This window comes from uncultured Nostoc sp. (genome assembly GCF_937863485.1).
Classification (GTDB): Bacteria; Cyanobacteriota; Cyanobacteriia; order Cyanobacteriales; family Nostocaceae; genus Nostoc.
The window spans coordinates 83,421-107,672 of the sequence record NZ_CALMFY010000113.1 but is presented as its reverse complement, the minus strand read 5'-3'; the positions used below and the strand labels follow the sequence as shown (position 1 = coordinate 107,672).

20 protein-coding genes are annotated in these 24,252 nt (G+C 41.5%); 10 read left to right on the top strand and 10 right to left on the bottom strand.

Annotated elements, in window-relative coordinates; genetic code table 11:
* The first annotated feature begins 328 nt into the window (after window positions 1-328).
* The 3 genes from Q0541_RS15110 to Q0541_RS15100 all read left to right on the top strand — a co-directional run bounded on the left by Q0541_RS15110 (window position 329) and on the right by Q0541_RS15100 (window position 4,394).
* Window positions 329-1,372 (top strand): aspartate-semialdehyde dehydrogenase, encoded by a 1,044-nt coding sequence (locus tag Q0541_RS15110; protein ID WP_298911520.1) that lies wholly within the window; start codon window positions 329-331, stop codon window positions 1,370-1,372.
* 132 nt (window positions 1,373-1,504) lie between these two features.
* Window positions 1,505-2,389 carry a 4-hydroxy-tetrahydrodipicolinate synthase gene (gene dapA, locus Q0541_RS15105; RefSeq protein WP_298911519.1) on the top strand — a complete coding sequence of 295 codons (885 nt, stop codon included), beginning with the start codon at window positions 1,505-1,507 and terminating at the stop codon, window positions 2,387-2,389.
* Window positions 2,390-2,621: 232 nt separating this feature from the next.
* A complete protein-coding gene (locus tag Q0541_RS15100) occupies window positions 2,622-4,394 on the top strand; it encodes a ribonuclease J (protein ID WP_298911518.1) in 1,773 nt (590 codons plus the stop codon).
* Between the two features lie 210 nt (window positions 4,395-4,604).
* On the opposite strand, the gene Q0541_RS15095 is transcribed toward Q0541_RS15100, so the two are convergent.
* Window positions 4,605-5,801, bottom strand: coding sequence for an anion transporter (locus tag Q0541_RS15095; protein ID WP_298911517.1), 1,197 nt, complete (start codon window positions 5,799-5,801; stop codon window positions 4,605-4,607).
* A 527-nt stretch (window positions 5,802-6,328) separates the two neighbouring features.
* Here Q0541_RS15095 and Q0541_RS15090 point away from each other — a divergent pair.
* Window positions 6,329-6,706 (top strand): Mo-dependent nitrogenase C-terminal domain-containing protein, encoded by a 378-nt coding sequence (locus tag Q0541_RS15090; protein ID WP_273767262.1) that lies wholly within the window; start codon window positions 6,329-6,331, stop codon window positions 6,704-6,706.
* Window positions 6,707-6,792: 86 nt separating this feature from the next.
* Here the strand turns inward: Q0541_RS15090 and Q0541_RS15085 are convergent, their stop codons facing one another.
* Window positions 6,793-8,676: a caspase family protein gene (locus tag Q0541_RS15085; protein ID WP_298911516.1), complete on the bottom strand. Its 1,884-nt coding sequence runs from the start codon at window positions 8,674-8,676 to the stop codon at window positions 6,793-6,795.
* Between the two features lie 198 nt (window positions 8,677-8,874).
* Here Q0541_RS15085 and Q0541_RS15080 point away from each other — a divergent pair, with 198 nt between their 5' ends.
* The 3 genes from Q0541_RS15080 to Q0541_RS15070 all read left to right on the top strand — a co-directional run bounded on the left by Q0541_RS15080 (window position 8,875) and on the right by Q0541_RS15070 (window position 10,724).
* The gene (locus tag Q0541_RS15080) at window positions 8,875-9,366 is read left to right on the top strand and encodes a hypothetical protein (RefSeq protein WP_298911515.1); all 492 of its coding nucleotides are present in this window, start codon (window positions 8,875-8,877) and stop codon (window positions 9,364-9,366) included.
* A gap of 269 nt (window positions 9,367-9,635) precedes the next feature.
* Window positions 9,636-9,809 carry a 50S ribosomal protein L32 gene (rpmF, locus tag Q0541_RS15075; RefSeq protein WP_190892708.1) on the top strand — a complete coding sequence of 58 codons (174 nt, stop codon included), beginning with the start codon at window positions 9,636-9,638 and terminating at the stop codon, window positions 9,807-9,809.
* 309 nt (window positions 9,810-10,118) lie between these two features.
* The gene (locus tag Q0541_RS15070; protein ID WP_298911514.1) at window positions 10,119-10,724 is read left to right on the top strand and encodes a sulfite oxidase-like oxidoreductase; all 606 of its coding nucleotides are present in this window, start codon (window positions 10,119-10,121) and stop codon (window positions 10,722-10,724) included.
* An 84-nt stretch (window positions 10,725-10,808) separates the two neighbouring features.
* On the opposite strand, the gene Q0541_RS15065 is transcribed toward Q0541_RS15070, so the two are convergent.
* Window positions 10,809-12,188 carry an aldehyde dehydrogenase gene (locus Q0541_RS15065; RefSeq protein WP_298911513.1) on the bottom strand — a complete coding sequence of 460 codons (1,380 nt, stop codon included), beginning with the start codon at window positions 12,186-12,188 and terminating at the stop codon, window positions 10,809-10,811.
* A 193-nt stretch (window positions 12,189-12,381) separates the two neighbouring features.
* Window positions 12,382-13,527: a hybrid sensor histidine kinase/response regulator gene (locus Q0541_RS15060; protein ID WP_298911512.1), complete on the bottom strand. Its 1,146-nt coding sequence runs from the start codon at window positions 13,525-13,527 to the stop codon at window positions 12,382-12,384.
* A gap of 185 nt (window positions 13,528-13,712) precedes the next feature.
* Between Q0541_RS15060 and Q0541_RS15055 the strand changes: the two genes are divergently transcribed.
* From Q0541_RS15055 to Q0541_RS15045, 3 genes are read left to right on the top strand one after another with little or no spacing between them, the layout of a single operon-like run.
* Complete coding sequence (locus tag Q0541_RS15055; protein ID WP_190939146.1) at window positions 13,713-14,057, top strand: CU044_2847 family protein; 345 nt, start codon at window positions 13,713-13,715, stop codon at window positions 14,055-14,057.
* 9 nt (window positions 14,058-14,066) lie between these two features.
* Window positions 14,067-16,217, top strand: a complete 2,151-nt coding sequence (locus Q0541_RS15050; RefSeq protein ID WP_298911511.1) for an AAA-like domain-containing protein — start codon at window positions 14,067-14,069, stop codon at window positions 16,215-16,217.
* Window positions 16,217-19,699, top strand: coding sequence for an AAA-like domain-containing protein (locus Q0541_RS15045; RefSeq protein ID WP_298911510.1), 3,483 nt, complete (start codon window positions 16,217-16,219; stop codon window positions 19,697-19,699). Before Q0541_RS15050 ends, Q0541_RS15045 begins: the two co-directional genes overlap by 1 nt.
* A gap of 74 nt (window positions 19,700-19,773) precedes the next feature.
* Here the strand turns inward: Q0541_RS15045 and Q0541_RS15040 are convergent, their stop codons facing one another.
* The 6 genes from Q0541_RS15040 to Q0541_RS15015 all read right to left on the bottom strand — a co-directional run bounded on the left by Q0541_RS15040 (window position 19,774) and on the right by Q0541_RS15015 (window position 24,199).
* Window positions 19,774-19,983 (bottom strand): hypothetical protein, encoded by a 210-nt coding sequence (locus Q0541_RS15040; protein ID WP_298911509.1) that lies wholly within the window; start codon window positions 19,981-19,983, stop codon window positions 19,774-19,776.
* 113 nt (window positions 19,984-20,096) lie between these two features.
* The gene (gene ureC / locus Q0541_RS15035; protein WP_298911508.1) at window positions 20,097-21,812 is read right to left on the bottom strand and encodes an urease subunit alpha; all 1,716 of its coding nucleotides are present in this window, start codon (window positions 21,810-21,812) and stop codon (window positions 20,097-20,099) included.
* 13 nt (window positions 21,813-21,825) lie between these two features.
* Window positions 21,826-22,494, bottom strand: a complete 669-nt coding sequence (locus tag Q0541_RS15030; RefSeq protein ID WP_298911507.1) for a Coq4 family protein — start codon at window positions 22,492-22,494, stop codon at window positions 21,826-21,828.
* 31 nt (window positions 22,495-22,525) lie between these two features.
* Window positions 22,526-22,840: an urease subunit beta gene (locus Q0541_RS15025; RefSeq protein WP_298911506.1), complete on the bottom strand. Its 315-nt coding sequence runs from the start codon at window positions 22,838-22,840 to the stop codon at window positions 22,526-22,528.
* 21 nt (window positions 22,841-22,861) lie between these two features.
* The gene (gene ureA / locus Q0541_RS15020) at window positions 22,862-23,164 is read right to left on the bottom strand and encodes an urease subunit gamma (RefSeq protein WP_298911505.1); all 303 of its coding nucleotides are present in this window, start codon (window positions 23,162-23,164) and stop codon (window positions 22,862-22,864) included.
* A gap of 195 nt (window positions 23,165-23,359) precedes the next feature.
* The gene (locus Q0541_RS15015) at window positions 23,360-24,199 is read right to left on the bottom strand and encodes an urease accessory protein UreD (protein ID WP_298911504.1); all 840 of its coding nucleotides are present in this window, start codon (window positions 24,197-24,199) and stop codon (window positions 23,360-23,362) included.
* Window positions 24,200-24,252 lie beyond the last annotated feature (53 nt).

The following is a 24,252-nucleotide window of genomic DNA, read 5'->3' as shown; positions in this document are numbered from 1 at the left end:
TTGTTAGGATTACTGGTGGGATGCCTATTAAACGTCTAAGTGCAGATATCTCCATTTTTCTACTAAATGGCGGTTTGTTGTATAATAATATATAGTTTAAATAAATGTAAAAATTGGATAGCCATTGTTGTAAAATGCAACATTACTTAACTTATTAAATAGCCAAGAAAATAAATGTATTAGCTCTATAGAGATCGACTAAATTAGAGAAAAATCTAAATATATTCAAAATGTATTTTAAGATTAATTGCGATCGCCATTTAAATATAAGTAAATTTTCAATTGTTCCAAGAAATTGCAAATAAACCTCTTAAAGGAGGAAGTGAGTTTGTCTAAATCCTATCGTTTAGCTATTTTGGGAGCAACTGGTGCTGTTGGCACAGAGTTGCTGGAATTATTAGAAAGCCGTAATTTTCCGATTGCTGACTTGAAGTTATTGGCATCAGAGCGGAGTGTTGGGCGATCGCTGCGGTTTAAAGGGGAAAATATACTAGTAGAGCAAGTTCGTGATCGCGCTTTTGAAAATGTGGATATAGTACTGGCTAGTGCAGGTGGTTCCATATCCAAAACTTGGGCAGGAATTGCTGTTGAAAAGGGCGCAGTGGTAATTGATAACTCCAGTGCCTTTCGGATGAACCCGGAAGTTCCCTTAGTAGTACCAGAGGTAAATCCACTAGCAGCAGCTAATCACCAAGGTATTATTGCCAACCCCAACTGCACAACAATTTTAATGACTTTGGCAGTATGGCCATTGCATAAGGTTAAACCAGTGCAACGCATCGTAGCCTCAACCTACCAATCTGCTAGTGGTGCTGGTGCTCGAGCAATGGCAGAAGTCAAAACCCAAACAAGCGCTATACTACAAGGACAGCCGCCAGTTGCTGAGGTATTGCCTTACCCACTGGCATTTAATTTATTCCCCCATAACTCACCATTAAACGATTTGGGTTACTGTGAGGAAGAGATGAAAATGGTCAACGAAACCCGAAAAATATTTGGTACGCAGCAAATCAGAATCACTGCAACCTGTATACGGGTTCCCGTACTCCGCGCCCATTCAGAAGCCATTAATTTAGAATTTGAGACTCCCTTTAGTGCAGAGGAAGCCAGAGAAATTTTAAATTGCTCCCCTGGAGTGAAATTGGTAGAAGATTGGGAAACTAATCATTTTCCGATGCCAATTGAAGCAACTGGTCGAGATGAAGTTTTAGTGGGAAGAATTCGTCAGGATATTTCTCATCCGTGTGGCTTGGAATTATGGTTGTGTGGCGACCAAATCCGCAAAGGCGCAGCATTGAATGCAGTACAAATCGCCGAATTGTTGGTAGAAAAAAATCTACTAAAACCTGCTAAGGCTTACGTTTCAAGCTAGTCATTAGTAAAAATAAAAACTAATGACAAAGAGCAAATGTGCGAATCACTGTTGAAAGCAATATGCAGGTAAGTTATTACAATAGAAAACCACCAAGATACAAAAACATGGGTAATCAGGAGTGAAAACAGGGTGGGAGATTTTGGCAATGTTTTAACCGCTATGATTACGCCGTTTAAAGCAGATGGTAGTGTAAATTATGATCTAGCGGCAGAACTAGCTGCACATCTAGCTAATAACGGTACAGATACATTGGTAATGTGCGGCACAACAGGAGAATCTCCTACTCTAAGTTGGGATGAGGAATACCAGTTGTTTGTCGAGGTGTTGCAGTCCGTGGCAGGAAAAGCCAAAGTGATCGCAGGTTGTGGTTCAAATTCCACCAAAGAAGCGATCGCTGCCACCCAAAAAGCGTCTAAAATAGGAGTACATGGTTCCTTACAAGTTGTTCCTTATTACAACAAACCGCCACAAGCGGGATTGGAAGCGCACTTTCAGGCAATAGCACAAGCCTGTCCCGACCTACCATTATTGTTATACAATGTCCCAGGTCGTACCGGACAAAACCTTCAGCCAGAAACAGTTGCCCGGTTAGCTAAGGTTAGCAATATTGTCGGGATTAAAGAATCCACTGGTAGCATAGATCAGGCAAGCGAAATTCGTCGCTTGACGCCAAAAGAATTCCACATCTACTCTGGTGATGATTACATGACTTTGCCCTTGTTAGCGATCGGGGCAAAGGGTGTGGTAAGTGTGGCTTCTCATCTGGTAGGAAACCAACTACAGCAGATGATCCAAGCTTTTAGTGCGGGAAAAATAGAGGTAGCCAGCGAAATTCATCTCCAACTCTTCCCGTTGTTTAAAGCTCTTTTTCTCACTTCAAATCCCATTCCAGTGAAAAAAGCACTGAAACTTCAAGGTTGGGAGGTTGGTTCAACTCGTCCACCGCTATGTGAAGCTGACTTAGAAGTAAGTCAAAAGTTAGAAGCGGTTCTGAAAGAACTTAGTTTAATCTAGCCACCATCTGGTTAAGCGCTGATAATCTGCTGCTTTCTTAAGATACATATAAACAATGACCATAATTGTTCATAAGTTGCAATTTAAATCCATTTTATTGAATAAAAAATTGAAGATTTCAATTAAAACTTGATTACTTTGGGACTAACTTAAGAGACAGATGATGTTGTCTTAAATACAAAGAAACTTAACTATCAACTTAATTAACCACAAGTAACAATCTAAGGAGAAAATGGCTAAAAACGAAGCTAATAATTCCGCCTTGAAAATTATTCCTTTGGGCGGTTTACATGAAATTGGGAAAAATACCTGTCTTTTTGAGTATGACGATGAAATTGTCCTGTTAGATGCAGGATTGGCTTTTCCTACTGAGGCGATGCATGGAGTAAATATTGTTTTGCCAGATACGACCTATCTGCGGGAAAATCGCCACAAAATTAAAGGGATGATCGTTACTCATGGTCATGAAGACCATATCGGCGGGATTGCTTTTCATCTCAAGCAATTTGATATCCCCATGATTTATGGGCCCAGACTAGCAATGGCAATGCTAGAGGGTAAATTAGAAGAAGCAGGAGTGCGCGATCGCACAGAAATCAGAACAGTTCTACCACGTGATGTGGTGCGGATTGGCAAAAACTTTTTAGTGGAATATATCCGTAACACCCACTCCATCGCTGATAGTTTCACTGTTGCCATTCATACTCCTCTCGGTGTAGTCATTCACACAGGGGATTTTAAAATTGACCATACTCCAGTAGATGGTGAAAAGTTTGATTTACAGAGGCTAGCAGAACATGGTGAAAAAGGCGTTCTTTGCTTGCTAAGTGATTCCACTAACGCCGAGATACCAGGATTTACACCTTCTGAACGTTCCGTCTATCCCAATCTGGAGAGAGTATTTAGTCAAGCCACTGGACGATTATTTGTCACCACTTTTGCTTCTAGCGTGCATCGCATCAACATGATTTTGGATATCGCCAAGAAGCAAAACCGTGTAGTGACGATTGTGGGGCGTTCCATGCTGAACTTGATTGCTCATGCCCGCAATTTAGGTTACATCAAGTGTGACGATAATCTGCTGCAACCATTGCACGCAGTCCGCAATCTACCTGATGAGAGAGTACTAATTTTAACTACAGGTTCTCAAGGTGAATTGATGGCAGCAATGACCCGCATTGCTAACAAAGAACATCCTCACATTAAAATCCGCCAAGGAGATACGGTAGTATTCTCTGCTAACCCAATTCCCGGAAATACGATCGCAGTAGTCAACACCATTGATAAATTAATGATTCAGGGTGCAAAAGTGGTCTATGGGCGGGATAAAGGGATTCACGTCTCCGGTCACGGCTGTCAGGAAGAACAAAAGCTGATGATTGCCTTAACTCGACCCAAGTTTTTTGTGCCATTTCACGGCGAACATCGGATGCTAGTGAAGCACGCAGAAACGGCTCAGAGTATGGGCATTCCCGCCGAAAACATGATTATTATTCAGAATGGTGATATTGTCGAACTGACCGAAGATGCCATTCGCGTCGCTGGTAAAGTGCCATCTGGTATCGAATTGGTGGATACTACTAGTTCAGGCATGGTAAGTGCCAAAGTTTTACAAGAACGGCAACGCATGGCTTCAGAAGGCATTATCACGATCGCAGCTGCCATTGATTGGAATGGTAAACTGTTGGCAAAACCAGAAATTCACTTACGGGGTGTAGTCACAAGTGTAGAGCGATCGCTGCTACAAACCTGGGTAAAACAACGGATTGAAGAAATCCTCACTGTGCGCTGGTCAGAATTTGCTGCTGGGGAAGGTGAAGCAGCAGATATAGATTGGGGTGGATTGCAAGGTACTTTAGAGCGAGAATTGCAACGTTCCATCCGTCGGGAATTGCAATGTCAGCCATCTGTGACTTTGTTGATGCAAATCCCTGATGAGCCGCCTGTGAAAGTTGCCGATGGCAGAAGACGACGCACTCGTACTGCTGCTCAAGTAGCATCATAGGGAATTTAAGATAATCTCATGCATAGGCGCACAGACGTAGCGTAGAGTTTTTCTAACGTCTTTGCGCTTTGGGATGAGATACAGTTTCTGATCATGCTATAGAAGCCGCAGCGGTTTGTATTAAACCAGCAGATTATTTCTCAAACATTCGCAGAACTTACCCTAACAGCCCAGTAGATGTTTTTAGCTTAAGGTTGTTGCTACATATCCTCAATGAACCCAGAGGTATACTAGAACTAAAGTACACACTGTTAACGGCGCTCCAAACCTTAGATGTTCCCCAAAAGTTAGCTTGTATCCTAAATCAGCAGCAGCTTCTACAACTATCAAGTTAGCGACTGAACCAAACAAAGTTAGATTCCCTGCCAAAGTTGATCCAGCTGCCAACAATAGCCAATACTTAGTGTCACCTGGAGGAACCAGGGGATGCAGCAGCAGTACGGCAGGTACATTAGAAATCAAGTTAGATAAAACAACAGTTACACCCAGAAAACTTGCAGCAGAGTTAACCATGTGGGTAAATGGCTGAAGCAAATTCAACTTTTGCGTGACTCGCGTCAGAATAAACAATCCAGAAAACATTACCAGCAGGTTCCAATCCACCTTTTGCAAAATGCGCTGGGGTTTAATCCGGCGAGTAATTAGCAACAAGCTAGCAGCAACTAAAGCAGACTCCGCTAAGGGTAAGCCGACAGTAAATGCAATTAGCAGCCCAATTGTGATGACTAATGTTTTTTTAAATAAGGGTTTAAAAATCCGTTGGTTGCCAACTGTTAACTGTTGGCAAGGTTTGACTGAGCGCACATCTGGGTAAAGTAGCCACAGTAATCCTACCTGAATTAGCAAGCCTATTAGGGCAACTGGGGCCAATACACGCAAAAAATCTAGATAGGAAATGCCTGAAAAGGAGCCAATCAGGATATTTTGAGGATTACCGCTCAAAGTTGCTACCGAGCCTATATTAGTTGCACCTGCGATCGCTAATAAATAAGGAATTGGATTTAAGCCCAAAGCTAGAGTCAGGCTCAAGGTTAAGGGTGTAAAAATCAACGCCAAAGTGTCATTGAGAAAAAAGGCGGAGAGAATACCACTACCAAAAGTTAAAGCAATTAACAAACCTAGAGGACTGCGAGTGATACTCAATATCATTGAGATTGCTCGTCTAAAAAACCCTGCAAAGGATAGGTTGGCATTAACTACCATCATGCTCAAGAGAAATACGATGGTATTGGCATCAATGGCCTGCCATGCCTCCTGTAAATTCAGAACACCTAAAGCAATTAAAAAGGCAGAACCGACCAGAGCAATGGTGGCGCGGTTCATGCGTAAACCAGGGATGTAGCCCAATGCTAATCCCAGATAAGTTAGCCCTAAGACGCTATAGATTGCAAATTGAAGAAGAATCACTTTCTTTACCGAGACTTTGCCACAACTGATGTTTCATGACTAGCCGCTCTGCATCTACTGAGAAAGTCAACCCACCTGGATTTAAGCCGCAGCCGCGTCTACAGACTTCTCTTTACTTCTACGGCATTGAGCCAGCAATGAACAGGACGCTCTGATGTGGGGAAGTGAGAATACGCAGACGAAAGACGCCTATTAGGGTATTACCAATATTTATACTTAGCAAAAATACTTGCAGAAAGACCTTATATTAAGTTCTGTAAATGTTACACTAAAACCTATCCAATGACGGATGTCTTCATTAAAATCTAAACTATATCAAGTTATGAACAAGATGATCATATTACACTACCGATCCCCAGAAATTTGCGATTAACTTGACGTAGTAATAAATTAGGTTCTGACTTAAGTGGCTAATCAGGTATTACATTATATCGCAGTCAGAACGCGATTTTTCCGGTAAAGTTCGTTGCCACGTTGTATATATTCATCAAAAAGATGAACAGCCTCAATAATACAGGGGATTAACCATGAAGGTATCTGATAATACCACAAAAAAGATTTTTCTGGCAAGCTGGGTATCAATCAATCAAGCAGAGACTAGTGACCATAAAGCAACCCAGCTAGACCGTTCTGTTTCCAAATCTTACTGGAATATTCTCCAACCCCTACGGCAGCGTGTAGATAGCATTCAAGTCCGCGATCGGCAACTAGCTCACCGCTTGTGCAAACTGATTCCATCTCAGTGTCCATTTGAGCGAGATGTCAAATTATTTGGGAAAACCCTGTTTCACATTCCGCCCATGTGCAAGCTCAACCCCTTATATGAAGAAGTGGTTGGTTTACGTTTCCGAGCAATGTGCTATCTAGCGGACGAATGCGGCGAAGATGTGTCGCAGTACTGCTGAATGCTGGGGGAAAAGTTACGAGTCAGGAGTCAGGAGTGAGGAATTAAAACTTATAACTTCTAACTTCTAACTTCTAACTATATTTTCTACAATTTTTTTTGCCATTTTTGGATGGCATCCTGAGCATCTTCGTAAGTGGCTGTCTCCTCTGGTACTAAAGCAGCGGTCGCAATTGCTGCATTGCTGTCTCCTTCGGCGGCGCGACGCTTGGCCAGGTCTAAAATTTTCTCACTCCATTTATTGATCGATTTTTGGGCAGTATCGAAGCCTGGTTGATCTGATGGTACTTTCTTAGCAACTTCGATCGCCCGATTGTAGGTAGATGCCTGTTCAGACTTAATTAAGGCATTAGCTGCATCTAAAAGAGTTTTGTTAGTCACATACTGCTTCCCCTCTAGCCGCCACAGGTTGATTACTGCTTGTGATTTGGCATAGAGGGCTTCATCTTTGGTGATTAATCGTGCAGCAGCAATAGCGCTAGCATACTGTCTTTGTTTAGCACGACCCTCTGCTAAATCTAAAATCATCCGGCTCCAAATCTTAATATTCTCCTGAGCTTGCTCGTACAGTGGTTCACCGGGTTGAATTTTCCGGGCTGTAGCAATCGCCAAGCTCAAATCGCTAGCCTGAGTTTGTCTGAGCGACATTTTCGCCAAGTCTAATACTGCTTGATTTCGCTTTTTCGACTCGGAACTAGAAGTTATTTGGGCGCTAGATTGGTTTTTGAGTTTAACTGGTGGAGTGCGATCGTTTGGTAAATTCTGGATAACCTGGCGATCGCTAGCAGTAGCATTAGGTGATGTTTTTGATATTTGCTTAATTCTAAAAGTTTCTTGATTACGGAGAAAAACTACGGCGATTAAACCTGCTACCAGCAGGCTGCCTCCGCCCCACAAGATAAATTGTTTCCAAAAAGGGATACTTGGCTGATTCGATGGCAATCGAGAGACGTAACCTTTGGAGGAATTGGGGATAAATCTTCCCCTTGTATTCACTCCTAAAGAAGTTTCCGGCATCGGCTGGGAAACTAAGCTAGTAGCTGACTCCTGGACTGGTTGACTCTTAGACTTCTCTTCCTTGTAAGCCTTCACCTGTTGGGAGGAATTCACAGTAGCTTCTCCCCATCTGCCTCGTTCTGCTGAAGTTTTAGGGTAATCGTCGAGGGGAGGAGCTGCAAGGGCAACAGCAAAGGATTCTTCCGGATAAATCACCGGATTTACTTCAAAGTCGCTTTCCATTGCCAATTGTGGCAAGATTACCTGCGGTCTTGATGGAATGATCGTGGCAGGGTTTTGGACAGGACGCCAATGATGTTGACATAATTTTGGCATCAGCAGACTTAGGTAGCTTTCTAAATCTGTCAAGTTGCTGCCATTACCAGAACGCAAAGCTTCTAATAAAGCTGCTGTAAAGAATCCGTGACCTAGTTCGCTACTTTCATGGGAAAATTGCTCTGGTTGGCAAGAAAGAATTGTAGCGAGTTGTAGTTCTTGGGCTAGTTCTATTGTTTCTTCGCCAACAGGAGCATCCGCTTGGGTGCCAAAAGCACGGTTGATATCGAGCAGTAACAATACATTCATCTCAGCAAGTTGGAGACTTTGCATTAGCGATCGCAATTCTATGCCAGTCTCTTGCACGAGTTCGGGGTTGCCTTCCGCTGGCATTAAGTAATCTTTGCCCTTGTAGTTGACCCCATAACCGCTAAAAAATAACCACAGATAATCTTCTGGTTGCCAACTTGTCGCTGCCAAATCCTCAAGCAGCAGCAAAATATTCTGCTTTGTTGGGTAAGTTGACCTATCCTGAATGGGCGGCGAAGTATCTGTCATGACTAGACAGTGTTTGGGGACAAAACCTCCCTCTGTCACCAAAAAATCCTCTAGTGCCTCAGCATCTGCTTGGGCACAACTTAAAGGTTGAAATAACTGATATTGATTGATGCCAATCGCGATCGCCCAGTAATTTGCCATCCCGCTTTTTGTCAGTTATTGTTTGCTGGTCTTAAAATTGCGGTCAGCTTTGCCAAAAAAACAAAGCTAACCGATGTTTTATGTCTAGGTGATTCTGATCGAATCTTAAGTTAAAATGTAATTTTTATTACGTCAATAGACCGGAAAATACTTTCACATAATTTCAATAACAGATCATCACTAAGGAGATAGAAGGTCATGAGCAAGATTTCTGCTCACCTACCATCATCGATCACTCCCTTTTCAGTTATTAGCCAAATTGCCAGAAGAATCCGGATAGTTCCTTTAATAGTTTTGCTCATATCTACCGTTCCTACGTGGTTTTTAACGGAAGCGATCGCACCTCAGGTTGTGCGAGCTTACACCGCTAGAGTTGATCTAGCTATTGACCGCTTGCCAGAAGAAAACTATGAAACCGTTCTCACCAGAGCAGAAGCAGCCGCTAGGGCAGCTGCTCAACGGAGTTTCGACCAAGATATCTTGGTGACAGATGTTTCAATCATTGTGACCGTACAAAATTATGGCGCGATCGCACCTGTTCTGACATTAGAAGTTAGTCGTCCCCAATGGCGATCGCGCCCCGATGCTCAAAATTGGGCCACTTACTTCAAAACAGCGCGATCATTACTTTTCTTTGAAAATAGCTCTAATACAGTTCCAGCAGCTAGCGGTGTGTCAACCCAAAAATGACGGGTTGAGCTAGACACAAAGACAAGGAAGAGGTCAGCCCCTTTGGGGAAGTCAAAAGTCAGAAGTCAAAAGTCAAAATTAATAATCCCCATAAATAAATTTAGGGGCTTGTATCATGAGTCTTTTTTGGTCAATCTTAGAATTCCCTCTGTCCCAGTATCTTGTGTCCAACTTCAGTCTCAACCTCTCAATTCAACTTACCTGTTGTCCTTGGCGTCAATGGATGGCCTAGAATAAGAAGGTTGTCAAGAATCGCAATATCTGCTGACATGGCTGTTCCTAAGAAGAAAACTTCCAAATCAAAACGAGATAAACGTCGAGCTACCTGGAGGCACAAAGCCGTCATCGAAGCTCAGAAAGCCCTATCTCTGGGCAAGTCGATTTTGACTGGACGTTCTACATTTGTGTATCCAACTGCTGAAGAAGAGGAAGAAGAATCATAATTCCCCAGTCAGGAAAAGCATGAACAGCACCGATAAATTTGATTGGCAATAAATACCAATCAAGCTTCTTACCATTGGATAAACGCTTTTTCTTAGCTTTTCTGATTGCATTACGGATCATAGATCCTCTACACAAGCTGATTAAATCGAGAAAAGTTGGTAGTGAGTAATTGGGAACATCCGTTACCCATTACCGATCATTCATGAGTAATGATCAAGTAATCATATAAAGAGTAAAACATCTAGTGGTGTTGGCAACTCAGCAAGAAAGCTTGTAAATACCTTGAGAAAACTTATTTTTCTCCAACTATGTTAGGAAAATTTTTTCAGAAACCAGGGAAGGAAGAGGGGGAACGCGTCCCTCCAGGTCAACACTTAGCTAAAGGTTTCCCCGTATTAACTTACGGTGCAACTCCCCAAGTCAGCATTGAAGAATGGGAGTTTCGAGTTTGGGGTTTAGCAAAATCTGCTACTTTTAGTTGGTCAGATTTTATGGCGCTACCTCAACACGAATTCACAACAGACTTCCACTGTGTAACGCGCTGGTCTAAACTCGATGTCAAATGGACTGGCATAAAAATGACAGATTTCATGGGTCTGATTGAGCTAGACCCGAAAGTAGCCCACATTATGGAACACTGCTACGGCGGTTACACTACCAATATCTCTATAGAAGATTTTATGCGCGAAGAAAACTTCTTTGCCTTTAAAGTCTTTGGTGAAGACCTTCCATCTGAACACGGTGGCCCGATGCGGCTAGTTGTGCCCCACCTCTACGCTTGGAAAAGTGCTAAATGGATTAATGGTTTAGAGTTTTTAGCTGGTGAAGAACTTGGTTTTTGGGAGCGCAATGGCTACCATCGCCGTGGTGAACCTTGGGCTGAGGAGCGTTACAGCAACGCTTTTGGGTTTTAATAGTTAGGAGTTATTCAATTTTGGATTTTAGATTTTAAATTTTAGATTTTTCCTTCAATCCAAAATTCAAATAACTCATAACTTTTAACCCAGAAGTTTCTTGATTAGCGGCAATTTGCCCTCATAGGGAGCATATCGCCATTTTAAATCTAGCCAGAATGAGTTTTGCAACACACTTTTGTCATGAGAAAAGGTGTCAAAACTAGCTTTGCCGTGATAGTTGCCAATACCGCTATCTCCCACCCCACCAAATGGTAAAGACGAGACACCAACCTGCATTATTGTGTCATTGATACAGACTCCACCAGATGAAGTTTCCTGCAAAACTCGCTTTTGCAGGTTTTTGTTTTGAGAAAATAAGTATAACGCCAAGGGTTTAGGTCTAGAGTTAATCAAGGCGATCGCTTCGGCAACATCAGTATATTCAATAATGGGTAAAATGGGGCCAAAAATTTCTTCCTGCATTAAAGAATCTTCTAAAGAGACATTATCAATCACTGTGGGAGCGATATAACGCTCTGAAGGTTGATTTTCTCCACCGATGATAACTTCCCCATCTTTGAGAAAGTTAACCAATCTATCAAAGTGTTTTTGACTGATAATCCTGGCGTAATCAGGACTGGTTAGAGGATTATCGCCATAAAATTCTTTTAAGCATTTTTCTATTCCATCTATTAAATCTTTTTTGATTTTTTTATCAACTAAAAGATAGTCAGGGGCGATACAAGTTTGTCCAGCATTAATAAATTTGCCCCAAGTAATTCGTCTAACAGTGTGTTCAAGATTAATGTCAGTATCTACGATACAAGGACTTTTACCGCCCAATTCTAAAGTAACTGGTGTGAGATATTTGGCCGCTGCTGCCATGATGATTTTGCCGACGGCTGTGCCACCAGTAAAAAAGATATGGTCAAACTTTTCTGCCAGTAGTTTTTGACTTGCTTCAACGCCTCCTTCAACTACTGCAATATAAGCTGGGTCAAAATGTTTGGCAAAAATTTCAGTGATGATATGGGAGGTATGAGAAGCAACTTCTGAAGGTTTGATAATTGCACAATTCCCGGCTGCGATCGCACCTATTAACGGTGAGATAATTAAGTTAAATGGATAGTTCCAAGGGCCGATAATTAAGACAACCCCTAACGGTTCTGGATAAATTCGGGCTGAGTAAGAAAAAAAATCCCAGGAAACCGCTGCTTTTTTGGGTTTACTCCAGTTTTGAAGATGTTTTATAGCGTAATCAATTTCCTTAATTACGCCGATTTCTAGGTAACTCTCCACTTCTGGTTTATGTAAATCCGCTTGTAATGCCTCGACTATTGACTGTTCATGCTCAATAATTGCTTGCTTGAGATTTTTAAGTTGTTCAATGCGAAAAGTGACATCTTTAGTTTTGCCAGTTTGAAAAAAATCTCGCTGACTCTGGATAATATGGCCAACGTTAGATAATTCAGTGGTAATCATTGTTTTTTCCTATCAAAAAGTATTTGTTTAATGTTAGTGCTGCTAGTTCAGCATATTTGATTCATCAGATTTTAGGATTTGATTTCTAATTGGAATAATTAATTTAAATTATTGGGAGAGAGTAGTAAAGTTATAAATTATGAATTATCAGGGTAAAAATTCCATAATTCATAATTTATAATTGCTAATTTTCTCATGCTTTGGTGGGTAGAAGGACAATAAATACACTACCTTTCGCTAACTCCGAATTAAGCAGAATGATGCCTTGATGTGCTTCAACAATTCTCCGAGCAAGGTATAGTCCTAAGCCACTACCAGAAGTCTTGTGGTTGCCTTGGCGAAATCGTTCAAATATGGTGGCTTGTTCTTCAGGGGGAATACCTGGGCCAGTATCCGCTATCTCAATACTAATATATTCAACGGAATTGGATTTTCCAGAAAATTGAGATTGGCTACTTTTGTCGAACTGGCGTTGAGAAGTAAGACGAATAGTCACAGACCCAGAGTCGGTAAATTTGATCGCATTCCCGATAAGATTTGTGAATAGACGATGCAATTCTAAGCGATCGCCCATCACTGTGTTTGTGCTTGACTCCTCAGTAAAATCTAGATTAATGGATAGTGCTTTGTCTTGAGCTAGGGGTGACAATTCTCCAGTCACTTCTTCTAGCAATTGACCCAGATTAACTGGTTGGAATGCCAAGCTTTTGCGACCTGCTTCAAAACGATAAACTTCCAATAAGGTATTGACCATAGAAAGCAGGTTGATATTGCTACGGGCCATGATGGCGATTACTTCCTGCATTTGTGATGATAATGCTCCCAACGCTCCTTGCTGAAATAGCATCAACATGCGATCGGCCGCGACTAAGGGAGTGCGTAAATCGTGGGTGAGGCGGGAGACAAAATCTTCTCGCTGCCGGGCAATTTCATCACGTTCATCCATACTATGCTTCAAGCGCAGGAGCGATCGCACTCGTGCCAGCAATTCATCTACTGTTACAGGTTTGCGGATAAAATCATCAGCACCCAAGTCTAAACCGTGGGCGACGTTGGGCGCATCGTGGGCAGTGATCAGCAATATGGGGATGTATTGTGGCAATTTCATCTCTCCACGAATGTGCTTAGTAACTTCGTAGCCGTCCATACCTGGCATCATCAGATCCAGCAGAACTAAATCACAAGGAGAAGCTTTCAATTCTGCCAAGGCTGAAATCCCATTTTCTGCGGTGCTAATCGTGTAACCTTCTTCCTCCAAAATGGTTTTGATCAAAAACACGTTATCAGGAGAGTCATCAACAACCAGAATTTTGTCAGAGCGAGAAGATTGTAAAGTCATATAGATGCAAGGTATGGGGTAAAAGTAAATTTTTAGAGTAGTTGCTTTATTGGTATAGTTTTACTAGATATTACCCTTAGATATATTTTCTTCAAAAAAATTGTTTATCTAACAAATTTATACAAATTGACTTTCAAAACAACTTTACTTACCTTTTTTAGATATAGCCACAAGCTAATTAAATTATGGCTCGTAAGCTTCTAGAACTGAATACAGAGGATGGAGGCACGATTTTGGTAGCAGTTGAACTACCAGATGCATCAGTAGGTCGTGTATCGCCTACTGGTGAGTTACCTATAGAAAAAGTAGAGGCTAACTTCGATGCAGTTAAGGAATTGATTGTTCGTGGGTGTCGCCCAATTACAAAAGCATTTCGTACCTTGCAGCAAGAATCGCAACCCGTGAGCGGAGAAGTTGAGTTTGGCGTGAATTTTACCGCTAAAGGCTCGGTTTATGTGGTCGAATCCACTGGGCAGGCATCACTGAAGGTGAAAATAACTTGGAAATTGGCATCCGAAGAAAACAAGTAATAAATTTTCATGAACTGGGAATTAGTTAAAGCTTGTACCGTAGCGATCGCTACCCCAGAAGGTTGCATCCAAGGCACGGGCTTTTTTATCTCACCTAATGGACATTTACTCACCTGCGCTCATGTAGTTGAATCGGCAGGGGGTTGGGAAGAAGTGCGAGTCAATGGGCAAGGGGTTGAGTTGGTTTATTTAGGCGATCGCACCCGCGATGATTTTGCCATATTGCAATTATCCGGTTATGAAGGTGCTTCAGTTCCCTTAGCTTTTAATTTTCAGCCGATGGATCGATTTCTGTCTATTGGCTATGGGCGAACGGATTTTCCTCAAGGTGCTTCGATTGATGGCACGATCACTGATATTAATCCCCAATCTGAATTTAGCAACTTACCAATGTTGCGGTTGCGAGTCAAGGCGAATTCGCAACAAGTGCAAGGGGGTTATAGCGGTTCGCCCGTATTTGATGCGGAAACTCAACGAGTTATTGGCATAATTGCCGCTTATGACAATACAGAAGGCGCATTGGCTCTACCTCTGGTTACAGTGCAGCAAAAATGCTCAAATTTGTCACTATTTCTGGATATTAATGAGAATGTACCACTGTTGCCACCAAATAGCGACAGCACCAGAGTTTTTATTAGCTATCGCAGTCAAGATCCAGACTTGAGCCTTGCCCAGTATTTTTATGAAGCAATCAAAGCTGCTGGACATGAAGTATTTATGGCGGGTGAGAGTATTCGCTTGGGGGAAAACTGGCCCCAACGCATCGATACAGAATTAGAACGGTGTGATTACTTTCTGCTGCTGTTATCTCCACAATCAGCAACCAGTGAGATGGTTACAGAAGAAGTAAGAAGGGCAAAGCAGTTACAGGATTTGCGTCCTGAGCATAAACCAGTAATTTTGCCCATTCGGGTTAATTTTCCTTTAAGTTCACCACTAAATTATGAATTACGGGGTTATTTAAGTCAGATTCAGCAGCGAGAGTGGAAATCGCCTGCCGATACTCCGAGGATTTTGCAAGAAATTTTATCATTGTTGACCGAAGATGGTGGAAGCAGCCCAAATCGTGCCGCTATAGAGGAATTACCAACTGTAGCACCTGCTTGGGAAACTCAGGAAAGTCCGCCTCTACCAGTTGCAGAACCAGAATTGCCAGAAGGACAAGTAGATTTAGTTTCGGAATTTTATATTGAACGTCCCCCGATTGAATCCCGCTGCTACGAGGCAATTTTGAAGCCAGGATCTTTGATTCGGATCAAAGCGCCCCGACAGATGGGTAAAACCTCACTTATGGCACGGATTCTCCATCACGCTTCACAACAGGGTTGTTTAGCTGTATCTTTGAGCTTTCAATTAGCAGATGGGAAAGTTTTTACCGATTTAGATAAGTTTCTTCAGTGGTTTTGTGCCAGCGTCGGACGGAGGTTGAGGCTAGCCAACAAGTTAGCAGATTACTGGGATGTGATTTATGGCAGTAAGGACAATTGCACCGCTTATTTTGAGGAGTATCTCTTGTCAGAAATCAACCAACCCCTAGCATTGGGATTGGATGAAGTTGATCGTATATTTCAACATCCCGAAATTGCCGCAGACTTTTTTGGGCTGTTACGCGCTTGGCATGAAGATGCTAAAAACCGGGATATTTGGAAAAAACTGCGGTTGGTAGTGGTGCATTCCACAGAAGTTTATATTCCGATGAATATAAATCAATCACCGTTTAATGTAGGCTTGCCGATTGAGTTACCAGAGTTTAACGCTCAACAGGTTCTTGATTTGGCACAAAGGCATGGACTCAGTTGGAGTTTTACCCAAGTTGAACAACTAATGGCAACGGTGGGAGGACATCCTTATCTTGTACGAGTAGCACTTTATCACATTGCCAGACAGGATATTACGCTCAATGAGCTTTTGAAAACAGCCCCCACAGAAGCTGGCCCTTATAGCGACCACTTACGTCGGCATTTGTGGAATTTAGAACAGCGTCCAGAATTAGCTGCTGCTATTAAAAAGGTAGTTGCCAATACTAGCCCAGTTCGGTTGGATTCGATACAATGCTTTAAATTACTGAGTATGGGCTTATTACAACAGCAAGGAAATGATGTAACGCCACGTTGTAATTTATATCGTCAATATTTTTGCGATCGCTTGAGAGTTAGCTGATGAAAATAAAACAAAACCCAGCTTATGAATATCAAGTTGGTGGCAGTTTACCAGTTAATGCCCCCAGTTATGTAGTGCGACAAGCAGACCAAGATTTGTATGAGGCATTGAAGGCTGGGGAATTTTGTTATGTCTTAAATTCTCGGCAGATGGGTAAGTCTAGCTTGCGGGTACAAATTATGCAACGCTTGAAAGTAGAGGGTATTGCCTGTGCTGCGATTGACTTGACGGGAATTGGTAGCCAGAATATTACACCAGATAATTGGTATATAGGTGTAGTACGTAATTTAGTAAGTAGTTTTGAGCTTTCAAGAAAGTTTAATTTACGGAGTTGGTGGCGCGATCAGGATCATCTTTCTCCCGTACAGCGATTAAGTGAATTTATCGAGGAAGTTCTACTGCTTGAAATTTCTCAATCTATTGTGATTTTTATTGATGAAATTGATAGTGTTCTCAGCCTGAATTTTTCGACTGACGACTTTTTTGCTTGGCTCAGGTTCTGCTATAACCAGCGTGTTGATAAACCAGCATACAAACACCTTACATTTTGTCTGTTGGGAGTAGCTACACCCTCGGATCTGATTCAAGATAAAAAGCGCACACCATTTAATATTGGTCGTGCCATTGAAGTCAACGGTTTTCTTCTACACGAAGCCGAACCATTAGCGCAAGGATTGGTGGGAAAAGTTAAGAAACCCCAAGCGGTGCTGAATGAGGTATTGGTTTGGACTGGTGGACAACCGTTTCTTACCCAAAAAGTTTGTGATCTCATCCCAAATGAGATGGAGACATCAGGAGTTGAAGAATTAGTGCGATCGCGCATCATTGAAAATTGGGAATCACAAGACGAGCCTGAGCATTTGAGGACGATACGTGATCGCATTTTGAGGAACGAACAACGAGCAGGTCAGATGCTAGGACTGTACAAGCAAATCTTGCAACAAGAGAGGATATTAGCTGATGACACTCTAGAACAAATGGAACTACGGCTAACAGGTTTAGTGCTTAAGCGACAGGCTTCCTTAGAGGTATACAATCGTATTTATAAGAAAGTTTTTGACAAAAGCTGGGTGAACAAGCAATTAGCCGAGCTAAGACCACAGTTTTATAGAGAAGCAATAACAGCTTGGTTAGCTTCTAACTATCAAGATGAATCGTGGCTTTTGCGTGGAGATGAGTTAAAGAATGCACAGAGATGGGCAGCAGGAAAAAACTTAAGTAAAGAGGATAACGATTTTTTAAATGCTAGTCGAGAGCTTCGTACTAAAGAACTAGAGGAGTATTTAGGCCCAACTAAATTAAAGTTTAAAAATGAGGAAGTTTTCTCAGTTTCTGATTTAATTGACAAGTGTGATAAGTATCCAGATATAACAAAAGATTATTTATTCAATAGCGAATATCTTGAAGAGTGGCTATTCTTGCGTAGTGAAACACATTTAGCAAATCTGTCTCGAAAGATTGTTGAGGGCTATAAGCAAGAAAAGCGTAGAGGTGTAGAAATGTTCGTGAGGGAACTTTGTAGACATCTAGGCAGACCTCCACACCCAAAAATCTTTTTTGAACCGAATCAGCTAGAGCTTGGTGAAATCCCCATCGGATACCAAGATAAGCTGTCCTTGAAAATTAGTAACAATGGGCGTGGGTTTGCATGGGGAGATGTAATTAACCCTAATCTCCCAGGTCTGAGTGTACCCGAACAATTTGATTCCTCTACAGACACAACATTTGATATTAATTTTGATGCTCTTGAAGTTGAACCTGGTGATTATCAAGGTAGTATTTTCATTTTTTTAAAACAGATTGAGTATACCTGTCGAATTCCTATAAGTTACAAAATTACAAATCTAAATATCAGGAAGCCAGAAAAATTAGACTTGGGAGTTATTTCACATGGTAGGCATTCCTTTAGTAGAACATTAATAATTACTTGTGAGTCTTCTGGCGGAAGACTTAAGGGAATTGCTTCAACTAAGATGAATGAAATAGAAATAATACAGCATAGTTCGCAAGGAAAATCATTAGAATTTTCGTTGAGTATAGATACCACTAATCTAGAGGCTGGTCACTATAATACTGAAATAACTATAAAAACAAATACTGGCGAATTTGAAGTACCCATTTACTTCAAAAAATCTCTAAATTGGGACATAATAACCGCATTAACTGCTAGAATTTGTATCCCTGTAGGATTAGTCATGTTTTTAATCCGCCACATTTTGGGAAACTATTTATCAGTAGGTTTAGATGACAATTGGGTTTTGTCATACCCACCTGAAGTCACTGGAGCTTCTTATTTACCAGAATTTTTTCCTTTTTTGCATCTGAGTATATTTGGGATACCAGAGGTGCAGATTATATGTTCTATTTTTGGTAGTCTAGTATTGTTTGTTTGTGCGTTTATATTTCGTGAAGATTTAAATTTATTCAAGGAAAAATTAAAATCAAAAGTAGAAATATTTTATGATTCGATAAATCAAGTAATAGAAAACTATAAAAATCGCTCGCGTTTGAGTAATCAATGGGGTTATAATCTGCGATATTCTCCAAGTAAAGGAATGATTATTATAGGTTGGCTAATCAAAACAACATTTTTATTGTTAATACTATTATGGCTAGTTATATTCATCATTAATTGGATAATAAACCTTCTAGCATGGCTTGGTTCAAGCTTTCTTCTCATTACTGACTTAACTACATATCCACTTAAGGCAATTGGCGTCGAACAAGCAGCAATTGGGTGGTTAGTATTGGGTTGCTTTGTCGGTGGAGCTATAGGATTAATTCAATCTCTCAAACGTATAGAACAATTTTCTTATTTAGGTAAAGTTTATCTAATTGCTATTATCATACCTTCCCTACTATTCATAACTGGCTTGATAACCACTAATTTTCAACATAATATAGACTTTTTTCCAGATGTTGTACTTGTCGATGATTTTAAATATCCATCACAAAATTGGAATAAAGATACATTGCTAAGTATAAAGAATGGAGGTTTATTCCATCCTGGAACTAAAAATAATAATTTTAAACTATCTATTTGGGGCAATAAAAATCAGATATTTAAAGACTTGGATTTTTCAGTTGATGTTAAAAAGGTTAATGGAACTGATGATTCAGCATTCGGTGTAATTGCCCGAACTAGCGAGAACAAGAAATCTAGTGTAAGGCAGAATTTTTATTACTTACTAATTAAAGGGAATGGCGAGTTTGCGATGGGAAAACTCATAGCAAGTAACAAATGGGAAGAGAAAGTGGGCTGGCAACATTCTACTAGCATCAAGCTAGGTAATAATATAAATCGATTAAGAGTTGTTTGCAATGGTAAAAAGGTAATTGGATGGATTAATGGCCAAAGGGTCGGGATATTTGAAGATGACTCTTACACTTCTGGAAAAATTGGAGTTATCTCATTAGGAAGCAGCGATGATGGGGCTGCTGTATATTTCGATAATGTTCTTATTAAAACAAAGCCAGAATAGAACACTATGTATCACACAATTTGCAATAACTGTGTATTAATTTGTATCTAAGAAAATCAAAGGTTGTGTCAACACTACTCATCCCTAATTTGCTGCTGATATTCCAAAGGGTCTTGAGTTAGTTGAATTACACCAGCATACTGGTTTAAATTAAACTCTTGTTTTTGTTGTGATTGATGAGCTTCTAATATCATCTCAATTTGCTGCCACTCCTGATAATCAATCAACACTGCTACCGGACACATCGCTTCATCAGTCACAATTTTTTTCTTAAAAGGTAGCATGATTTTCTACATCAGATGCAACGTTTAACTATTTGATCGTAACTCCAAAAGAAAAAATTTATCAGGGCAATATTACTCTCGTCCTTAAAAGCGATAAATTGCTCGGTCATGAACTAAAACAAAAAGTACCTCTGTGCCATTGGTAAAACTGTCGCAGGTTCACAAATCAGCAACTCACCATCTGCCCTGACTTCATAGGTTTCTGGATCAACTTCAATGTGGGGTAGTCCATCATTCAGCTTCATATCCCGCTTACTCAATTGGCGTGTCCCAGAAACTGCAACTGCTGCCTTTTGTAAACCTAGCTGGCTGGGAATTTCTTTCTCTAAAGCTGCTTGCGAAACAAAAGTTAATGATGTGGCATTCTTAGCACCTGCAAAACTACCAAACATCGGTCGCATATGCACTGGTTGCGGTGTGGGAATACTGGCGTTGGCATCGCCCATTTGCGACCATGCAATCATTCCGCCTTTAATCACTATCTCTGGCTTCACCCCAAAAAACGCCGATCGCCACAAACATAAATCTGCTAATTTTCCCTCTTCCACGGAACCGACATATTGAGCAATTCCGTGAGCGATCGCTGGGTTAATAGTATACTTAGCAACATATCTTTTTGCCCTAAAGTTGTCTGCTCTTTGCTCTGTTCCATGTGGGTTAAGAGTTCCCCGTTGCACCTTCATTTTGTGAGATGTCTGCCACGTGCGAATTATCACTTCGCCTACCCTTCCCATTGCTTGGGAATCGGAAGAAATCATGCTAAATGCGCCTAAGTCGTGCAAAATATCTTCCGCAGCAATGGTTTCCCGGCGGATGCGAGACTCGGCAAAAGCCACATCTTCGGCGATTGCTGGATCAAGGTGATGGCATACCATCAACATATCCAGGTGTTCATCTAAGGTGTTGAGGGTGTAAGGGCGTGTAGGGTTAGTGGAAGATGGCAGGACATTGGCTTGACTGCAAACTTTGATAATATCTGGTGCGTGTCCGCCGCCTGCGCCTTCAGTGTGGTAGGTGTGGATGGTACGATTCTTGAAAGCAGCGATCGTATCTTCCACAAATCCGGCTTCGTTCAGGGTATCAGTATGAATCGCTACTTGCACATCATATTCATCAGCAACGCTGAGACAGGTATCAATTGCTGCGGGTGTGGTTCCCCAGTCTTCATGCAGCTTTAACCCCATTGCACCGGCGGCTACTTGTTCTACAAGTCCTTGGGGTTGACTGGCGTTACCTTTACCCAAAAATCCTAAGTTGACGGGAAAAGCATCAGCGGCTTGCAGCATTCGGTAAATGTTCCAAGGGCCGGGCGTGCAGGTAGTGGCATTTGTACCCGTAGCTGGGCCAGTACCGCCGCCGATCATGGTGGTAATACCAGAAGCGATCGCCACTTCAATCTGTTGGGGGCAAATAAAATGAATATGGGCATCAATACCACCAGCAGTGAGAATCATTCCTTCCCCTGCTAAAGCTTCAGTTCCGGGGCCAATAATAATATCTACATTATTTTGAATATAAGGATTTCCGGCTTTACCAATTTTGAAAATCTTGCCATCTTTAATGCCAATATCCGCTTTGACAATACCCCACCAATCGAGGATTAAGGCATTAGTAATTACTAAATCTACAGCACCATCGGCGTTAGAAATTGGGGATTGTCCCATCCCGTCTCGGATAACTTTACCCCCGCCAAATTTCACTTCATCGCCGTAGGTGGTGAAGTCTTGTTCAACTTCAATAAATAATTCTGTGTCTGCAAGTCGGATGCGATCGCCTACTGTCGGCCCATAAGTTTCGGCATAGGCGCGGCGATCCATTCTGTAACTCATTATCTCATTCCTTTTAATTTAAAATATCTAAATCAATTCCTAATTCAGTTCTCCATTCTAATAAAGGTTTATCCCAATGTTCTTCCCACTTTTGCGCTAATAATGGTTTTGCTTTTGAACCCATTGTGTAACCGACAGCTATCTGTTCTAATAAATTAGGGAGAACATCTGGCGCTTTTACGAGGATGGATAATAACCCGCCTCCTACTAAGAAAACAGCTAAATTTCTCCGGGTTTGGGCTAATTCAAAAGCTTTAAGACCTAGTTCTCCCAGTCCATCAGTTTTAAAACCTGTAACTACATGCCAAATATCATGAGTCTGACGGCTGCGTAACAGCACATAACTCACATCGTCTTCTACTTGCATTTGACGATAAAAAGCGGGGTCAAAACCCGATTTTTTAATATAAGATGCGTAGGCATATCCTAATGAGTCTTCAGGATATTGCAGTAATACTTCGATATTAGGAGATGGTGCAATATAACGTTCTTGAATCAACAGTGATACTTGCGGTTGAGTTTTTAACCACTCAACAGCTAATAAGCTTGCCTGAGTGTAACGCAACTCATCTTCCAGATTATAAACATAGTCTAGATTAGTTGGTTCTCTAAACAGACACACCATTGATTTCAATATAGTTTTAAAATCACGGCTGATGCGTCGCTGTTCTGCTGTTAACATATAAAATCCTCAATCAATGTCTGAGTCTATTTTAGATTAGTGGCAAGTTTCCGTTAATTTTGGCGTTGAAGCCGTAGATTTGGCGAGTACCAACTAAGGGGACTAAAGTTACTTCTTTTTCGTCGCCTGGTTCAAAGCGAACTGCGGTTCCTGCGGGGATATCGAGGCGCATTCCTCGGCCTTGTTCTCTGTCAAAATGTAAGGCAGTGTTAACTTCATAAAAGTGATAATGGGAACCGATTTGTATGGGGCGATCGCCTGTATTTGCCACTTGCAATTTTATAGTTGGACGACCAACATTTAGTTCAATTTCACCTTCTGGTGTGATAATTTGCCCAGGAATCATAATAAATTTAAAGTTCTAAACTTAACGAATTGGATTATGTACTGTTACTAACTTTGTGCCATCAAGAAAAGTAGCTTCTACCTGTACTTCATGCACCATTTCAGGTATCCCTTCCATGACATCATTCCGCGTCAATAGAGTTGTACCATAAGTCATTAATTCAGCTACAGTTTGCCCATCCCTTGCACCTTCTAAAATGGCAGCAGAAATATAAGCAACTGCTTCGGGATAATTCAGTTTCAAACCCCTTCCTTTACGTCTTTCTGCTAATAAAGCAGCAGTAAAAATTAATAGCTTATCTTTTTCCTGCGGCGTCAATTGCATTCCTATCTCCTCTGTGTTCTCTGCGCCTCTGTGGTAGCCTGCGGCAAGCCCAACTCTTGGAGAGGCTGCGCCAACGGGTTCGGGGGTGACGCTCCTTCGTCGCTACCGCTTGCGCTAACGCAATCGACGAGAACCGCCTTCGCGGAGCGTCTCGTAGAGAAGACTGCGACCCCCTCACCGCTACGCGTCTACGTTTTAAACCTGCCAGACTCTTGGTATACAATTACCACGATTTAAAAAAGAAACTCGCAGCAGCTGCCAAACATTAATAAACCAGTTTCTCACCTCAGATGTGGAAGAACCGCGATATCGACACAATAATCCATGTTGTAACCTGGTAACACCCGCTTCTCCTTCCCCATACCATAAATTTCGCGTTTTTTCGGCGATTTCTGCTGAAACTGCACCACCAATCCAAACTAGACTACCTACTATTGGTTTTCCAGCCAAGCCGTGGGGACTGTGAAAAATGTCTTCACTACCCAGTAAACATTGTCGATCAATCCATAAAGGAACGCCTTGTTGCCAAATTTCGGTGTGCGATCGCCATTCCCCTTGCAAGAATTTTTCTCCTCTAGCACTGCGACCAAATCGGGTAATTTCCCAGCCTAACCAACTAGCCCCGGTTGCTAATTCTACCCGTAAATCTTGCCGATAAATCGCACCGTTAAATAAAATTGTCTCTTGCGGCAACCATTCTAAACATGCATTAACATCAGCTTGCATTTGGATGGTTTGTCTAGCTTGTAAGCCATTGCTGCGATATATCTTGCTTGCAGCCGCTGTGGTGATTAAGGCTTGGGCTTGGGGTTGGAGGTGGATGTTAGAGGATAAGCGATCGCCTCCCACCATTCCCCCAGCTGTATGTAAAATGACACTATGACAAACTTTTTCCCCTTCCGGATAAAATGGGCGTTGTACCTTCAGGGGCGCTTGTTGGTGATTATAAATTAGTTGGGTTGCACCTTGGCGATCGGCATAGACTAAATTAAGTTTGCCATGCCAACCTTCTGCTGTTTGTGAGTTGCAAGTCATTTATAAATTCAAGATTAAAGTTCACGTACCTTATATTTATTTCATACATTCTC

Coding starts and splice junctions, on each gene's coding strand:
- Q0541_RS15025 (WP_298911506.1), bottom strand. CDS start 22,840: ATGATTCCTGGGCAAATTATCACACCAGAAGGTGAAATTGAACTAAAT.
- Q0541_RS15040 (WP_298911509.1), bottom strand. CDS start 19,983: ATGCTACCTTTTAAGAAAAAAATTGTGACTGATGAAGCGATGTGTCCG.
- Q0541_RS15080 (WP_298911515.1), top strand. CDS start 8,875: ATGAGCAAGATTTCTGCTCACCTACCATCATCGATCACTCCCTTTTCA.
- Q0541_RS15085 (WP_298911516.1), bottom strand. CDS start 8,676: ATGGCAAATTACTGGGCGATCGCGATTGGCATCAATCAATATCAGTTA.
- Q0541_RS15060 (WP_298911512.1), bottom strand. CDS start 13,527: ATGACTTTACAATCTTCTCGCTCTGACAAAATTCTGGTTGTTGATGAC.
- Q0541_RS15045 (WP_298911510.1), top strand. CDS start 16,217: ATGAAAATAAAACAAAACCCAGCTTATGAATATCAAGTTGGTGGCAGT.
- Q0541_RS15030 (WP_298911507.1), bottom strand. CDS start 22,494: ATGTTAACAGCAGAACAGCGACGCATCAGCCGTGATTTTAAAACTATA.
- Q0541_RS15050 (WP_298911511.1), top strand. CDS start 14,067: ATGAACTGGGAATTAGTTAAAGCTTGTACCGTAGCGATCGCTACCCCA.
- Q0541_RS15065 (WP_298911513.1), bottom strand. CDS start 12,188: ATGATTACCACTGAATTATCTAACGTTGGCCATATTATCCAGAGTCAG.
- Q0541_RS15100 (WP_298911518.1), top strand. CDS start 2,622: ATGGCTAAAAACGAAGCTAATAATTCCGCCTTGAAAATTATTCCTTTG.
- ureC (WP_298911508.1), bottom strand. CDS start 21,812: ATGAGTTACAGAATGGATCGCCGCGCCTATGCCGAAACTTATGGGCCG.
- Q0541_RS15055 (WP_190939146.1), top strand. CDS start 13,713: ATGGCTCGTAAGCTTCTAGAACTGAATACAGAGGATGGAGGCACGATT.
- rpmF (WP_190892708.1), top strand. CDS start 9,636: ATGGCTGTTCCTAAGAAGAAAACTTCCAAATCAAAACGAGATAAACGT.
- ureA (WP_298911505.1), bottom strand. CDS start 23,164: ATGCAATTGACGCCGCAGGAAAAAGATAAGCTATTAATTTTTACTGCT.
- Q0541_RS15070 (WP_298911514.1), top strand. CDS start 10,119: ATGTTAGGAAAATTTTTTCAGAAACCAGGGAAGGAAGAGGGGGAACGC.
- Q0541_RS15015 (WP_298911504.1), bottom strand. CDS start 24,199: ATGACTTGCAACTCACAAACAGCAGAAGGTTGGCATGGCAAACTTAAT.
- Q0541_RS15090 (WP_273767262.1), top strand. CDS start 6,329: ATGAAGGTATCTGATAATACCACAAAAAAGATTTTTCTGGCAAGCTGG.